Genomic DNA, 13,451 nt, shown 5'->3' on the forward strand with positions numbered 1-13,451 from the left:
CCGGTGTCCCGAGTTGCACGAACGCGGCTACTGGGGGGAGCGACCCGTCTTCTGCTGCAGCCGCTCGATGTGCTCAGACGCCTCGGCCTTCGTGATGTCTGCGGGGATCTCCTCCCCGGCCTCGCGGGCGAGGGTGTCGAGGTAGCTGCGCTGCGCGGCCGTGATCGGCTCGTCGCCGGTCACCCACGTCGAGGGATCCTTCTGAGCCGCGTCGGCGCCATCGGAGGTCGCGCCGAGCATCTCGCGGTCGTCATTCGATTCGGACATGCCTCGATGCTAGGCAGGGCAGCCGACTCCGGCCCGGGCCTTGACTCGGAAGCTCCGACCCCGCGGGCACGTCGACGCGGCGTTTCAGCGCCGGCTGAACGCGGCGTCGAACGCGGCCCCCGACGGCTCGTACGACGACAGCTTCCGGACGAACCCGAGGGCCTCGGGGGCGCCTACCAGGCGGTCCATCCCGGCATCCTCCCACTCGACCGACAGCGGGCCGTCGTAGCCGATGGCGTTCAGCATGCGGAAGGCGTCCTCCCAGGGCACGTCGCCGTGGCCGGTGGAGATGAAGTCCCACCCGCGGCGCGGGTCGGCCCACGCGAGATGCGACGACAGCCGCCCGTTGCGACCGTTGCCCAGGCGCTTCTTGGTGTCCTTGCAGTGGACGTGGAAGATGCGGTCGCGGAAGTCCCACAGGAAGGCGACCGGGTCGATGTCCTGCCAGACCATGTGGGACGGATCCCAGTTCAGGCCGAACGCCTCCCGGTGCCCGATCGCCTCGAGCGCACGGACCGTGGTCCAGTAGTCGTAGGCGATCTCCGACGGATGCACCTCGTGGGCGAAGCGCACTCCCACCTCGTCGAACACGTCGAGGATCGGATTCCACCGGTCGGCGAAGTCCTGATAGCCGGCGTCGACCATCTCGGCAGAGGCCGGCGGGAACATCGCGACGTACTTCCAGATGCTCGATCCGGTGAAGCCGGTGACCGTTGCCACGCCGAGCTTCGCGGCCAGGCGTGCGGTGTTCTTCATCTCCTCCGCGGCGCGCTGACGCACGCCCTCCGGGTTCCCGTCGCCCCAAACGCGGTCGGAGAGGATGTCGCGATGGCGGGCGTCGATGGGGTCGTCGCAGACGGCCTGCCCCTTGAGGTGGTTGGAGATCGTCCAGATCTTCAGGCCGTTGCGCTCCAGAACGTCGAGCTTCTCCTGCACATAGGCGTCGTCGTCCCAGCGCCACGGGTCGAGGTGATCGCCCCAGCAGGCGATCTCGAGGCCGTCGTAGCCCCACTCGCCGGCGAGGCGTGCCACCTCGGTGAAGGGCAGGTCGGCCCATTGGCCGGTGAACAGGGTGATCGGTCGCGTCATCGCGATCTCCTTTCCGGGGATGTCAGTTCTCGACGGCGGTCCACGCACTGGAGGCTTCGGAGCTGCGCTCCACCGCATCCAGGACGCGCTGTACGTGCAGTCCGTCCGCGAACGACGGGCGCGGGGGCGTCCCCGTCGCGATCGCGGTGACGAAATCGTAGGCCTGATGTGAGAAGCCGTGCTCGTAACCCAGCGCATGACCGGTCGGCCACCACGCGCCGGCGTACGGATGCTGCGGCTCGGTGACGAGGATCCGCCGGAAGCCCTGCTCGGTGCCGGGGAGGGTGCCGTCGTAGAACTCGAGCTCGTTGAGACGCTCGAGATCGAACGCGATCGCACCGAGGGATCCGGAGATCTCGATGCGGAGCGCGTTCTTGCGCCCGGTGCGGAAGCGGGTCGCCTCGAAAGAGGCGAGGGCCCCCGAGGACAAGCGCCCGGTGAACAGGGCGACGTCGTCGACGGTGACAGCGCCGCGCTCGCCCGCCGCGGTGCCCGACAGGCCGACGCCCTCCGCGAGGAGCGGGCGCTCGGCGACGAGGGTCTCGAGGATGCCGGAGACCGTCTGTACGCGCTGGCCGGTGATGTACTCGGTCAGATCGACGGCGTGCGCACCGATGTCGCCCAGCGCGCCCGAACCGGCGAGGTCCTTCTTCAACCGCCAGGTGAGCGGCGCCTCGGCGTCGGTCAGCCAGTCCTGGAGGTACTCCGCACGCACCTGGCGGATGTCGCCGATCCGCCCGGCGGCGACGAGATCCCGTGCGAACGTGGCGGCGGGAACGCGGCGATAGGTGAAGCCGACCATCGCCCGCACGCCGACGGATGCTGCCCGCTCGGCGGCGGCGGCCATCTCCTCCGCCTCGGCGACGGTGTTCGCCAACGGCTTCTCGCAGAGGACGTGCTTGCCGGCCGCGAGCGCGGCGACGGCGATCTCGGCGTGCGTGTCTCCCGGGGTGACGATGTCGATGATGTCGATGTCGTCGCGCGCCACGACATCGCGCCAGTCGGTGGCCGCCTCGCCCCACCCCCACCGGCGGGCGGAGGAATCGGGATCATGGCGACCGACGAGCACGGCCATGTCGATCGGACGGGGGAAGTCGAAGAAGCGCGGCGCGACTCGCCAGCCCTGCGAGTGCGCAGCGCCCATGAAGCCGTGGCCGACCATCGCGATGCGAAGAGTCTCGGTCACCGGGGTCTCCTCTCGGGAGGGAGGCGCGGGGCGCCCGTCCGCAGACGAGCGCCCCGCGGAATCGTCAGGAAGCGAAGGCGAGGTCGATGTAGGTCTCGACGTTGTCCTTCGTGACGACGGGGGCGTCGAGCACGATCCGGTTCGGGATGCCGGGCGTGATCAAGTCGCTGACCGTCTTGTCCTGTGCGATGAGGCGAGCGAGCGCAATGCCATCGGCGGCCTGCGTCGACGGATAGATGACGGTCGCCTTCAGCACCGAATCATCCGCCTGGATCAGGTCCATGGCGTTGCGGCTTCCCGCGCCGCCCATCATGAAGAACTCGTCACGGCCGGCCGCGTCGATCGCCGCCAGCACGCCGACGCCCTGGTCGTCGTCGTGGTTCCACAGCGCATCGATCTGGGGGTTGGCCGACAGCAGCTGCGAGGCCGCGGCCTCACCGCCGGCGACGGTGAAGTCGGCGGCGACACGCGCCGTCACCTCCAGACCGCAGTCCTCCAGCGCGTCGGCGAAGCCCTGCGAGCGGTCCTGGGTCAGGGGCAGCGAGTCGATGCCCGCGATCTCGGCGACCACGGCGTCGGGGTTGTCGCCCAGCTGCTCGCAGATGTACGTGCCCGCGCTCACGCCCATGCCGTAGTTGTCGCCGAGGACCGTGGCGCGCGCGGCGAACGGGCTCGAGAACTCGCGGTCGACGTTGATGACGGGGATGCCTGCCTCCATCGCCTTGATCGCCACCTCGGTGAGAGCGGCACCGTCGGTGGGAAGCAGCACGATGGCGTCGACACCCTCGTTGATGAACGTCTCGACAGCGGCGATCTGGGCGTTGGCGTCGTTCGTGCCCTCGGCCACGCGGAGCTCGACATCGTCGAAGCTGTCGGCGGCCGCCTGAGCGCCGGAGTTGATGGCACCGAGCCAGCCGTGGTCGGCGGCCGGGCCGGAGAAACCGATGACGACGGTGTCACCCGACTCGGCGTTCTCCTCGCTGGTGGTCCCCTGCTCGGTGACGTCCTCCTCGGCTCCAGAGCCGGTGCAACCCGCGAGAAGGCCGATGGCCGCGAGGACTGCCGTGCCGGTCAGAACCAGCCGTGTCCGCGCCGGAAAGCGTGAGCGCATTTTTTCCTCCTTGAAATGTGATGCAGCACGTCAGCAGCCTCCGAGCGAGAGTGCCCACCTGCGAGGTCGGCGCTGACGAACCTCACCGTAGCAGAAGAAGGCGCAAGTGCGTCAGCTTTTGTCTGTGCCCCGGCAAAAGCGCCAGATGCTTCGGAAAGCCGCGAATTATTCGAGGGGATCAGTCCTGCCGTCACGGGCATGCGGACGCATTCGGATCGAAAGAAGAAACTCCCGTCGGCCGCCACGGCGTGTTATGTTGCCTCGGTGATCAAAGTTGACCATGACTCGGCATTACTCGAGGCGCGAGGCATCACGAAGGCCTTCGCCGGAGTCCAGGCGCTCCGCGGCGTCGACCTCGAAGTGCTGCCCGGGGAGGTGCACTGCATCCTCGGCCAGAACGGCGCCGGCAAGTCCACCCTGATCAAGACGCTCGCGGGCGTCCATCGGCCTGACGAGGGTGCCCTGCTCTGGCGGGGGGAGACCGTGGACATCCCCGACCCGCAGGCGGCCCTCGAGCTCGGGATCGCGACGATGTACCAGGAGCTCGACGTCGTCGACGGCCTCACGATCGCAGAGAACATCTTCCTCGGGCACGAACTCAGCCGGGGCGGATTCTCTCGCCGGTCCGAGGCTGCCCGCCAGACGCGGGAGCTGCTCCGGCGGCTCGGGCATCCGAAGATGTCCCCTCACACGGAGGTGGGCTCCCTGAGCGCGGCCAACAAGCAGATCGTCAGCATGGCGCGTGCGCTGTCGCACGACATCAAGCTCATCATCATGGACGAGCCCTCCGCCGTGCTCGACGCCGAGGAGGTCAAGAACCTCTTCGCGGTCGTGCGCGAGCTGACATCGGAGGGCATCGCGGTGGTCTACATCACGCACCGCCTCGAAGAGATCCGCCAGATCGGGGACCGCATCACCGTCCTCAAGGACGGGCGATCGATGGCGAGCGGCCTGGCCGTCGCCGACACTCCGACCAGCGAGCTGATCACGCTCATGACCGGACGCACCGTCGCGAACGTCTTCCCCCCCGCCACGCCCGTCCCCGCCGACGCACCCGTGGTGCTGGACGTGGACAGCCTCGGCCTCGCCGGCGTCTTCGAGGACGTCTCCTTCACCGTGCGCGCGGGCGAGATCGTCGGGCTGGCCGGCCTCGTCGGCTCCGGTCGCTCCGAGATCCTCGAGACCGTCTACGGGGCCCGCAAGGCGACAGCCGGCCGGGTCTCGGTGGCCGGCAAGGCGCTTCGCCGCGGCTCCGTCGTCGCCGCCGTGGATGCCGGTGTCGGGCTCTCGCCGGAGGAGCGCAAGAGCCAGGGCTTGGTCCTGGACGAGCCGATCTTCGTCAACGTGACCCTCTCGTCCGTGTCGCGGTTCGCCCGGGCGGGGTTCCTCGACAGCGGGGCAGAGCGGCGCGTCGCCGCCGAGCAGATCGACGCGCTCGAGCTGCGGCCGAATGATCCGGGCCGCCCGGCGCGAACGCTCTCCGGCGGCAACCAGCAGAAGATCCTGTTGGCGCGATGGCTCGTCCACGGCACCCGTGTGCTCCTGCTCGACGAGCCGACGCGCGGCGTCGACGTCGGGGCGCGTGCCGAGATCTACGCGCTCATCCGCCGCCTCGCCGCGGCCGGCAACGCGGTGGTCATCGTCTCCAGCGAGATCGAAGAGGTGCTGGGCCTCGCCGACATCGTCCTCGTGGTGGCGGACGGTCGCGTCCTGCAGACCGTGCCCGCCTCCCAGATCGACGAGCACGGCGTGCTCGACCTCGTCATGAAAGGAACAGCCGCGTGAGCGAGCAGATCACTTCCCGGGCCGACTCCGTGCCCTCCACCCCGCCGGCGGCCTCCGACGGCCGCAGCAGGCTGCAGCGCGCGCTGTCCGGCTCGGTCGGCCGCAACCTGGGCCTCGTCGTCGCCCTCGCCCTGATCGTCGCGGTCGGCGCGGCGACGGCCACCGACACGTTCTTCGGCGTGTCGAACATGCTCACGATCCTCCGCCAGGCCTCGATCATCGGGGTCGTCAGCATCGGCATGACGCTCGTCATCATCGCCGGCGGCATCGACCTCTCCGTCGGCGCCGTCGCCGGCCTCGCCTCCGTCGCAGCGACCCTGGCCGCGGTCCAGGATCTCGCCGACTCGACGCACTGGATCGTGCTCGTCGTCATCGCGCTGGCGGTGGGGATCGGGGCGGGTCTCATCAACGGCATCGTCATCGCGTACGGCAACGTCGTGGCGTTCATGGCCACCCTCGCCATGCTCGTGGCCGCGCGCGGCCTCGCCGAGATCCTCGCCGAGCGGCGGACGCTCGTGGTGCAGGAGCGCGGATTCATCGACTTCATGAATCTCGACTTCCTCGGCGTCGACGTCCTCATCTGGATCTTCGCCCTCGTGGCTGCGGGCGGGTGGGTGCTGCTCAACCGCACCACGTTCGGTCGCCGCACGGTCGCGATCGGCGGCAACCGCGAGGCGGCACGGCTCGCGGGCATCAACGTGAAGCGCCACACGATGTGGCTCTACGCCCTCGCCGGGCTGAGCGCCGGAATCGCGGCCGTCATGATCCTGGGGCGCACCACGGCGGGCACCTCGACGCATGGTCTGCTGTGGGAGCTCGACGCGATCGCCGCCGTCGTGGTGGGTGGCACGCTGCTCGTCGGCGGCCGCGGGACGATCACCGGCACCGTCTTCGGCGTCCTCATCTTCGCGACCCTGTCGAACGTCTTCGTCCAGAACAACCTGTCGTCGTCGGTGCAGGCCGTCGCCAAGGGTGTCATCATCGTCGTCGCCGTGCTGCTGCAGCAGAGGTTCGCCCGCCCGAGCGGGCGCGCCTCATGACGGCGGCGTACCCCGTGGGGGCGCGGATAGAGTGAAACGTGGCGAAAATGAGCGGTGACGCGACCTCCCCCGTGTCCGGCGTCACTCAGCTCTTCCAGATCCTCCGCGACGGCGTGCCCCGCACCCGCGCCGAACTGGCGAAGTCGACCGGCCTCGCGCGCTCGACGATCGCCGCGCGCGTGGACGAGCTGATGCGGATGGGCCTGGTGACGCCGATCGCCGAGACCGTCTCCACCGGGGGGCGGCCGCCGTCGCAGTTCGCGCTCAACCCCGCCTCGCGCCTGGTGCTCGCCGCCGACATCGGCGCCTCGCACGCCACGGTCGCCGTCGCCGACCTCTCGGGGACGACGCTGGCCGAGCACAGTGAGCCGCTGGATGTCACGCTGGGACCCGTACCGGTGTTGACGTGGCTCGTCGACAACGCCGCCGCACTCGTCGAGGGGATGGGGCGCTCCCCCGCAGACCTCGCCGCCATCGGCGTCGGCATCCCCGGCCCCGTGGAGCACTCCACCGGACAGCCGGTCAACCCGCCGATCATGCCCGGATGGGACCGCTTCGACGTTCCCGGATGGGTACGGCAGCACCTGGATGTCCCGGTGCTCGTCGACAACGACGTGAACATCATGGCTCTCGGCGAGAGCGCCGTCGCCTGGCCGGGGGTCGAGCACCTCATCTTCGTCAAGGTCGCGACCGGCATCGGGGCGGGCGTCATCTCCGGCGGCGCGCTCCAGCGCGGGGCGCAGGGGATCGCCGGCGACATCGGTCACGTGCGGGTCGCGCGGGGCGCCGGCGTCCCCTGCCACTGCGGGAACCAGGGCTGCCTCGAGGCGCTCGCCTCCGGACCCGCCATCGCGCGGGCCCTCACCGCTCAGGGGGTGCCCGCCGAGAACGGCAACGACGTGATCGCCCTCGTCAAGCGGGGGAACGTCGATGCCATCCAGGCCGTGCGTCAGGCCGGGCGCGACATCGGCGAGGTGCTCACGACGGCCGTGAGCCTGATCAACCCGTCGGTCATCGCCGTCGGCGGTTCGATGTCGCGCGTGGGAGAGCATCTCATCGCCGGTGTCCGAGAAGTGGTCTACACGCGCTCCACGCCGCTGGCCACCGAGCACCTGGCGATCGTCGCGTCGGCGGCCGGTCAGAAGGCAGCCGTGATCGGCGCGAGCATGCTCGCGATCGAGCACGCGCTCTCGCCCGCGACCCTCGCCACGCTCGTCACGGCCTGATCGCCCGTCACCCCGGGACGACGGCGCTCCGCCACCCCGTCAGCACATGCGCCACCGCGCGCGTGTGCGCCCACGGCATCTCCGGGGCCTCCCGCCGCCCCGCCGCGAGAGCACGGCTGACCGCATCCGCCTCGGCGGCCATCGGCTGCACGGCGGGAACGTCGATGATCCGCCGCTCCTCGCCGTCAGGGCGCAGGATGATCCGCGTGGCGCTGACGTCGCGCTCCCCCCACGCATCGGGGAGCTCGATCGTCCCGTGCTCGCAGCGGATGACCGCGGCCGGCGTCAAATCGCGGACGATCGAGGTCCGCAGCACGGCGTCGATCTGGCCGAGCCGGACACGCGCGGTCGCGTCGCCGTCCACGCCCGACACGATCTCGCCCGAGGCCGACTGCAGCGCGACCGCCGACAGCGGAACCTCGCCCGCGGCGAACGCCACCTCCACGGCCAGTGACGCGGGATAGCACCCGACGTCCAGGATTGCGCCGCCGGCCAGCGCCGGGTCGAAGAGCCGTCCGGAGCGCTCGGGCGCGGCGAAGCCGAAGGCGGCCTCGACCTCGCGCGGAGCGCCGAGCGAGGCGCCCGACAGCACCGATCTCAGTTCGTCCGCCCAGGGGCCGAAGCGGTTCTTGTACGCCTCGACGAATGGCCTGCCGGCACGCTCGGCGGCCGCGAGGATGCGGTCCACGTCGGGGGCGGTGGGGGCGGCCGGCTTCTCGCACAACACCGCCTTGCCGGCCTCGAGCGCGCGGATCGCGAGGTCGGCGTGCAGCGGATGCACCGTGCCGATGTAGACGGCGTCGACATCGGCGCGCGCCAGCACCTCGTCGTACGTGCCGGTGAAGCCCGCGCCCGCGTCGTCGGCGAAGCGGGCGGCTCGATCGCGATCGGAGCTCCCGACGGCTCCGAGCGTCCCCGACGCGCTCGCTCGCAACCCCGCGAGGAAGTCGCGGCTGATCGCCCCCGGGCCCAGGATCGCCCAGGTCGTGCGCTGCGTCGGATCCGGTCGTGTCTGCGGCTCGGTCACTCCCCGATGCTATTTCCTCCGCCGAGACAGGGACCGGCGCTCGCACCGGGGCGGCGCCCACCCATTCGACGGTCGTCGCCGGCTCGGCGGAGAGAGCCGCTCAGTAGCGCGACGGATCGCCGCCGATCTGCGCGAAGACCATCGTCGCGGGCTGGTCGCCGCGGTTCTCCCATGCGTGGCGGGTGCCGCGCTGCACGACGACGGTGCCCGGGGTGATGCGCACCTCGCGACCTTCGTCCAGCACCAGCCACATCTCGCCCGAGAGACAGATGCCGTAGTCGATCGAGTCGGTCGTGTGAAACGGCGTACCGTCCTCGAAGACGCCGAGAAGGCCGGGAAGAAGCGCCTCCGCCTCGGCGGGATCGGCATTCCCGTCCCCCTCGACGACCTGCCCCGCGGGCGCCCACGTCACCCCCACCAGACGCGTGCCGTCCGGTCCGGGGAAGTACGGGCGCGTCTGGCCGTCGGGGAGCGACGCATGATCCTCCGTCGCCCACAACGGGAAGAAGCGGAACCCGGCCAGCGCAGGAGTCTCGACCGGCGGCACGTCCCCGGTCGAGACGAACCCCGACGTCCCGTCCGAGCGGACTTCCGTGACGACGCGCGTGATCTGCATGCGAGTGCCTCCTCGTCGGCTCCGCGGCGATGCGGAATGTGACCAGGCTATCCGGGGCCTGCAGATCCCCGTGTGTCCCTTCTGGACGAATTCCGCCCGTGCAGTTGGCGCGAGAGGCCGATGCATCGGTCATCTGCGACAACTACGGTATGCAGAGCGAGGCAGCCTCCCCGAACGCGAAGCCGCATCGGCGGCGCGGCGCCCGCGCGAGAGGAGTCGCCGATGATTGCTCGGACCGAAGTCCTGATCGAGGGCCTGCGCTTTCCGGAGGGCTGTCGGTGGCATGACGGTCGCCTGTGGTTCAGCGACATGCACAGCGGCACGATCTACGAAGCGGGATCCGACGGCCGCGCGCCCCGCGCCGTCTTCGAGATCGATGACCAGCCCTCCGGCCTCGGGTGGCTGCCCGACGGCAGCGTCGTGGTCAGTGCGATGCTGTCGCGACGACTCCTGCGCTGGACGCCCGAACGCGGCGTCGAGCTCTACGCCGACCTGTCGGACGCGACGGACCATCCCATCAACGACCTCACCATCACCGATGACGGAAGGATCTTCGTCGGCGGCTTCGGCTACGACCTCTACGGCGACGCCCCGCAGGCCCCCGGACCGCTGTTCCGCGTCGACCCCGATCGCTCGATCCACCGAGTGGCGGACGACCTCGTCTTCCCCAACGGGATGGCGATCCTGCGCTCGGGAGTGCTCGTGGTCGCGGAGACCTGGGCCGCGCGGCTGTCGGCGTTCGACATCGGCCGGGGCGGCGAGCTCGGCGCGCGCCGCGTGTGGGCCGAGCTCCCCGAGGGGTCGACCCCGGATGGCATCGCCGTCGACGCCGAGGACGGCGTCTGGGTCGCTTCCATCGTGCCGCGCACCTTCCTGCGCGTGACGGCGGGCGGCACGGTCACCGACGTGTGGGAGCTCGGAGACCGTCTTGCGGAGGACTGCGTTCTCGGCGGCGACGACGGTCGCACCCTCTTCCTGGCCACGTCCAACAGCTGGAGCCCGCCGGAGACCGAGGCCGCCCACGCCGGACGCATCGAGAGCGTTCGCGTGGACGTGCGCGGCCCCCACACCTGAGCCGACTGCCCGCTCGGAGCGCTTTCGTCCACAATGGCCGAAAAGCGCCCGATGAGTTGGCAAGGAGAGCCGATGTGTAGGGAAAACCCGACAACTAGCGTGATTTCACGATGCAGCCCGAACACCCGCGGGACGCAACCCGATCGAGATGAGGACGTCTCGTGAACGCGGCGGCCGACAAGGCGCCGGGCACCTTCGGCGACCTGCGCCCGCAGACCGCCGCACTGCTTCGCGATGTCGCGAAGAGACTGGAAACCCAAGTGGACGAGATCGCCGACACGATGATCCGCACGCAGCAGGTCGAGATCCCTGCTTACGCGGACATGCACGACACCACGCTGCTGGCCGACGCCCGGTCGGTCTCGGTGGCCGTCGTGAAGCTCTGGCTGATGGTCATGGCGACCGGTCGCCCGCTGGAGGACGACCTGCTGGTCCCCGTCTCCGAGGGCGCGCGGCGACGGGCGGCCCAGGGCGTCGGTATGGAGCCGCTGCTGCAGGCCTACCGCCTGGGCATCCGGGTGATGTGGACGGAGATCACCTCGTCGCCGGCATGGCACGGCGACGACCTGGCCGAGGGGGTGCGCGCTGCGGCGGCGTGGGTGCTGGATTTCGCCGACCGCCTGACCACGGCCGTCGCGGCGGCCTACGTCGACGAGTCGGCTCATCTCGCCCGTGACCGCGAGCACCGCCGGTCGAGCCTTCTCAACCTCATCCTCGCCGGCCCCTCGACCGAGCAGCACCGCGCCCTGGCCGATCTCACGGCGCCGCACTCCGTCGTTGTCGCCCAGGTGAGCGAGGGCGAGTCCCTGGCACGCCTGGAGGCGGTCGGCATGATGCTGGAGCGGCACGTCAACGCCTACCTGTGGACCGTGCGCCATTCCAGCGTGGTCGCCGTGGTGTTCGGCAGCCTGTCGCGCGCCGAGATGCGCACGCGCTTGGACGCGATGCCCGATGACGGCCGCATCCTGGCGTTCGGACTGGGCAATCGCGCGTCCTCGCCCGCGGAGACCCGCGTGAGCTACGCCGAGGCCTCCGAGGCGCTTCAGCGGGGGCCCGCGCTCGGCACGCCGTGGGGGCGTGTCTACGACCACAGCGCGCTGGCCCCCCTGCTCGCCCTCCTCCGGGAGCCCGCCACCGCCCGCCGCTTCGCGGCGACCACGCTGGAGCCGTTCGCGCCTGTCCTCTCCCGGCGCTGGGTGCTGCCGACCCTCGATGCCTTCGTCACGCGGCGTGGGCGGCTGGGCGACATGGCCGCTCATCTGGATGTGCACCCCAACACCGTGAAGTACCGGATGAGCGAGCTGCAGCCCTATCTGTCCGACGGGGCGCTCGACGGCGATCAGGCGACCACGCTGCTGCTGGCGATCCGCGTGCACCGGTATCTGGAGCAGGAGGGCTGATGTTCGGACGGATGCAGGAGCGGCCGCTGTCGATCTCGGACGCCTTCCGCCGCGCGGAGAGGCTCTTCCCCGACAAGCTCATCGTGACGCTGGCACCGGCACCACTCGAGGATGTCGCGATGCCGGTGTCGGCGTGGGCGGTGCGGGTGCGTCGCCTCGCCGCGGCGTTGGATGACCTGGACCTCGCCCCGGATGCGCGCGTGGGCACGTTCGGTGTCAACAGCCAGCGGCACCTGGAGGCGTACTTCGCCGTCCCGATGACCGGCCGCATCCTGCACACCGTCAACATCCGCCTGTCGGCCGCCGACCTCGAGTACGTCATCACGCACGCGGCCGACGAGGCGCTCCTGGTCGATCGCGGGCTCCTGGCGACCCTGTGGCCGCTGGCCGACCGCCTCCCGACCGTGCGCACCTGGATCGTCCTGGCTGACGGCTCGGATGCCCCGATCCCGGCGGACCCCCGCATCCTCGACTACGACGCCCTCCTGGCCGCGAGCACGCCCCGCGACGATGACTTCCGCATCGACGACGAGACGCGTGCATCCGCGCTCTGCTATACCTCCGGCACGACGGGAAAACCCAAGGGCGTGCTGTACTCCCACCGCTCGACCATGCTGCACACCCTCGGCGCGCTGGGCGTCGACAGCCTGGCGGTGAGCGAAGCCGACGTCGTGATGCCGATCGTGCCGATGTTCCACGTGAACGCCTGGGGTCTGCCGTACGCGGCCGCCCTCGCCGGGGCGACCCTCGTGCTCCCTGGACGCGCCACCCGGCCACCCGAGCTCCTGGCCGCCATGCAGCGCTACGGGGTCACGCTGACCGCCGCGGCGACCACGGTGTGGAACATGGCCGCCCCGCACCTCGCGGACTACGACCTCTCCCGGCTGCGGATGGTGCTGTCGGGCGGATCGTCGACGCCGACGGCGCTGTCGGAGACCTGGCGTCTGACCGCCGGCGTCCCGATCACCCACTCATGGGGCATGACCGAGATCTCTCCTCTCGCCGTGCTCGGCAGGCTCCGCCCCGAGGACGCGTCGCTCGACGAGGACGAGGCCCGGGCGAAGCGCTCGCTCCAGGGCCGCCCCGTCGCGCTGGTCGACGTGCGTCTGCGCGCCGACGGCGTCGAGCGGGCATGGGACGGGGAGTCGGTCGGAGAGGCCGAGGTCTCGGGGCCGTGGGTGGCCGCCGGCTACTACCGACGTGACGACGACGCGTCCATCACCCCGGACGGCTGGCTCCGCACCGGCGATCTCGCCACGATCACGCCCGACGGATATCTCCACGTCGTGGATCGCCTGAAGGACATCATCAAATCCGGTGGCGAATGGATCCCGTCGGTCGAACTCGAGAACGCGATCATGGCCCATCCGCTGGTCGTGGAGGCGGCCGTGATCGGTCGGCCGGACGAGCGGTGGGCGGAACGCCCGGTCGCGTGCGTGGTGGCCGTGGCGGGTGCGGCGCTCACCGCCGAAGACATCCTCGACCACCTCCGCCCGCTCGTGGCCAAGTGGTGGCTCCCCGACGACATCGTCTTCCTGCCCGAGCTGCCCAAGACCGGCTCGGGCAAGTTCGCCAAGGCCGAGCTCCGGCGCCGGTACGCCGCCACGGGGGCGCCCATGTGATCCGAATC

General features: G+C 70.6%; 12 protein-coding genes. 6 read left to right on the forward strand and 6 right to left on the reverse strand.

Annotation, left to right across the window (positions count from 1 at the left end; all coding sequences use genetic code 11):
• Positions 1-27: 27 nt before the first annotated feature.
• The 4 genes from ACTU3I_RS14285 to ACTU3I_RS14300 all read right to left on the reverse strand — a co-directional run bounded on the left by ACTU3I_RS14285 (position 28) and on the right by ACTU3I_RS14300 (position 3,653).
• Positions 28-267, reverse strand: a complete 240-nt coding sequence (locus tag ACTU3I_RS14285) for a DUF3072 domain-containing protein (RefSeq protein ID WP_442926358.1) — start codon at positions 265-267, stop codon at positions 28-30.
• Between the two features lie 84 nt (positions 268-351).
• Positions 352-1,356 (reverse strand): sugar phosphate isomerase/epimerase family protein, encoded by a 1,005-nt coding sequence (locus ACTU3I_RS14290; protein WP_442926359.1) that lies wholly within the window; start codon positions 1,354-1,356, stop codon positions 352-354.
• Positions 1,357-1,378: 22 nt separating this feature from the next.
• Positions 1,379-2,518, reverse strand: coding sequence for a Gfo/Idh/MocA family protein (locus ACTU3I_RS14295; protein WP_442926411.1), 1,140 nt, complete (start codon positions 2,516-2,518; stop codon positions 1,379-1,381).
• Between the two features lie 88 nt (positions 2,519-2,606).
• The gene (locus ACTU3I_RS14300) at positions 2,607-3,653 is read right to left on the reverse strand and encodes a substrate-binding domain-containing protein (RefSeq protein ID WP_442926360.1); all 1,047 of its coding nucleotides are present in this window, start codon (positions 3,651-3,653) and stop codon (positions 2,607-2,609) included.
• 309 nt (positions 3,654-3,962) lie between these two features.
• Between ACTU3I_RS14300 and ACTU3I_RS14305 the strand changes: the two genes are divergently transcribed.
• From ACTU3I_RS14305 to ACTU3I_RS14315, 3 genes are read left to right on the forward strand one after another with little or no spacing between them, the layout of a single operon-like run.
• Complete coding sequence (locus ACTU3I_RS14305) at positions 3,963-5,438, forward strand: sugar ABC transporter ATP-binding protein (RefSeq protein ID WP_442926412.1); 1,476 nt, start codon at positions 3,963-3,965, stop codon at positions 5,436-5,438.
• Positions 5,435-6,478, forward strand: coding sequence for an ABC transporter permease (locus ACTU3I_RS14310; protein WP_442926361.1), 1,044 nt, complete (start codon positions 5,435-5,437; stop codon positions 6,476-6,478). The genes ACTU3I_RS14305 and ACTU3I_RS14310 overlap by 4 nt, the downstream gene beginning before the upstream one ends.
• Positions 6,479-6,525: 47 nt before the next feature.
• Complete coding sequence (locus ACTU3I_RS14315) at positions 6,526-7,704, forward strand: ROK family protein (RefSeq protein WP_442926362.1); 1,179 nt, start codon at positions 6,526-6,528, stop codon at positions 7,702-7,704.
• Positions 7,705-7,711: 7 nt separating this feature from the next.
• On the opposite strand, the gene ACTU3I_RS14320 is transcribed toward ACTU3I_RS14315, so the two are convergent.
• Both ACTU3I_RS14320 and ACTU3I_RS14325 read right to left on the reverse strand, forming a co-directional pair.
• Positions 7,712-8,731 (reverse strand): Gfo/Idh/MocA family protein, encoded by a 1,020-nt coding sequence (locus ACTU3I_RS14320; RefSeq protein ID WP_442926363.1) that lies wholly within the window; start codon positions 8,729-8,731, stop codon positions 7,712-7,714.
• Between the two features lie 100 nt (positions 8,732-8,831).
• On the reverse strand, positions 8,832-9,347 hold the full coding sequence (locus tag ACTU3I_RS14325) for a cupin domain-containing protein (protein WP_442926364.1): 516 nt from the start codon (positions 9,345-9,347) through the stop codon (positions 8,832-8,834).
• A 222-nt stretch (positions 9,348-9,569) separates the two neighbouring features.
• Between ACTU3I_RS14325 and ACTU3I_RS14330 the strand changes: the two genes are divergently transcribed.
• The 3 genes from ACTU3I_RS14330 to ACTU3I_RS14340 all read left to right on the forward strand — a co-directional run bounded on the left by ACTU3I_RS14330 (position 9,570) and on the right by ACTU3I_RS14340 (position 13,443).
• Entirely contained in the window at positions 9,570-10,421 is an 852-nt protein-coding gene (locus ACTU3I_RS14330) for an SMP-30/gluconolactonase/LRE family protein (RefSeq protein ID WP_442926365.1), read from the forward strand.
• A 161-nt stretch (positions 10,422-10,582) separates the two neighbouring features.
• Complete coding sequence (locus ACTU3I_RS14335; protein WP_442926366.1) at positions 10,583-11,821, forward strand: PucR family transcriptional regulator; 1,239 nt, start codon at positions 10,583-10,585, stop codon at positions 11,819-11,821.
• Positions 11,821-13,443, forward strand: coding sequence for a long-chain-fatty-acid--CoA ligase (locus tag ACTU3I_RS14340; RefSeq protein WP_442926367.1), 1,623 nt, complete (start codon positions 11,821-11,823; stop codon positions 13,441-13,443). Before ACTU3I_RS14335 ends, ACTU3I_RS14340 begins: the two co-directional genes overlap by 1 nt.
• Positions 13,444-13,451: the final 8 nt, after the last annotated feature.

This window comes from Microbacterium sp. RD1, from assembly GCF_052220165.1.
Taxonomy (GTDB): domain Bacteria; phylum Actinomycetota; class Actinomycetes; order Actinomycetales; family Microbacteriaceae; genus Microbacterium.

What these genes read in the sequence shown, in the direction of transcription:
- ACTU3I_RS14315 (WP_442926362.1), top strand. Translation starts at nt 6,526, where the DNA reads ATGAGCGGTGACGCGACCTCCCCCGTGTCCGGCGTCACTCAGCTCTTC.
- ACTU3I_RS14340 (WP_442926367.1), top strand. Translation starts at nt 11,821, where the DNA reads ATGTTCGGACGGATGCAGGAGCGGCCGCTGTCGATCTCGGACGCCTTC.
- ACTU3I_RS14300 (WP_442926360.1), bottom strand. Translation starts at nt 3,653, where the DNA reads ATGCGCTCACGCTTTCCGGCGCGGACACGGCTGGTTCTGACCGGCACG.
- ACTU3I_RS14325 (WP_442926364.1), bottom strand. Translation starts at nt 9,347, where the DNA reads ATGCAGATCACGCGCGTCGTCACGGAAGTCCGCTCGGACGGGACGTCG.
- ACTU3I_RS14295 (WP_442926411.1), bottom strand. Translation starts at nt 2,518, where the DNA reads ATGGTCGGCCACGGCTTCATGGGCGCTGCGCACTCGCAGGGCTGGCGA.
- ACTU3I_RS14330 (WP_442926365.1), top strand. Translation starts at nt 9,570, where the DNA reads ATGATTGCTCGGACCGAAGTCCTGATCGAGGGCCTGCGCTTTCCGGAG.
- ACTU3I_RS14290 (WP_442926359.1), bottom strand. Translation starts at nt 1,356, where the DNA reads ATGACGCGACCGATCACCCTGTTCACCGGCCAATGGGCCGACCTGCCC.
- ACTU3I_RS14285 (WP_442926358.1), bottom strand. Translation starts at nt 267, where the DNA reads ATGTCCGAATCGAATGACGACCGCGAGATGCTCGGCGCGACCTCCGAT.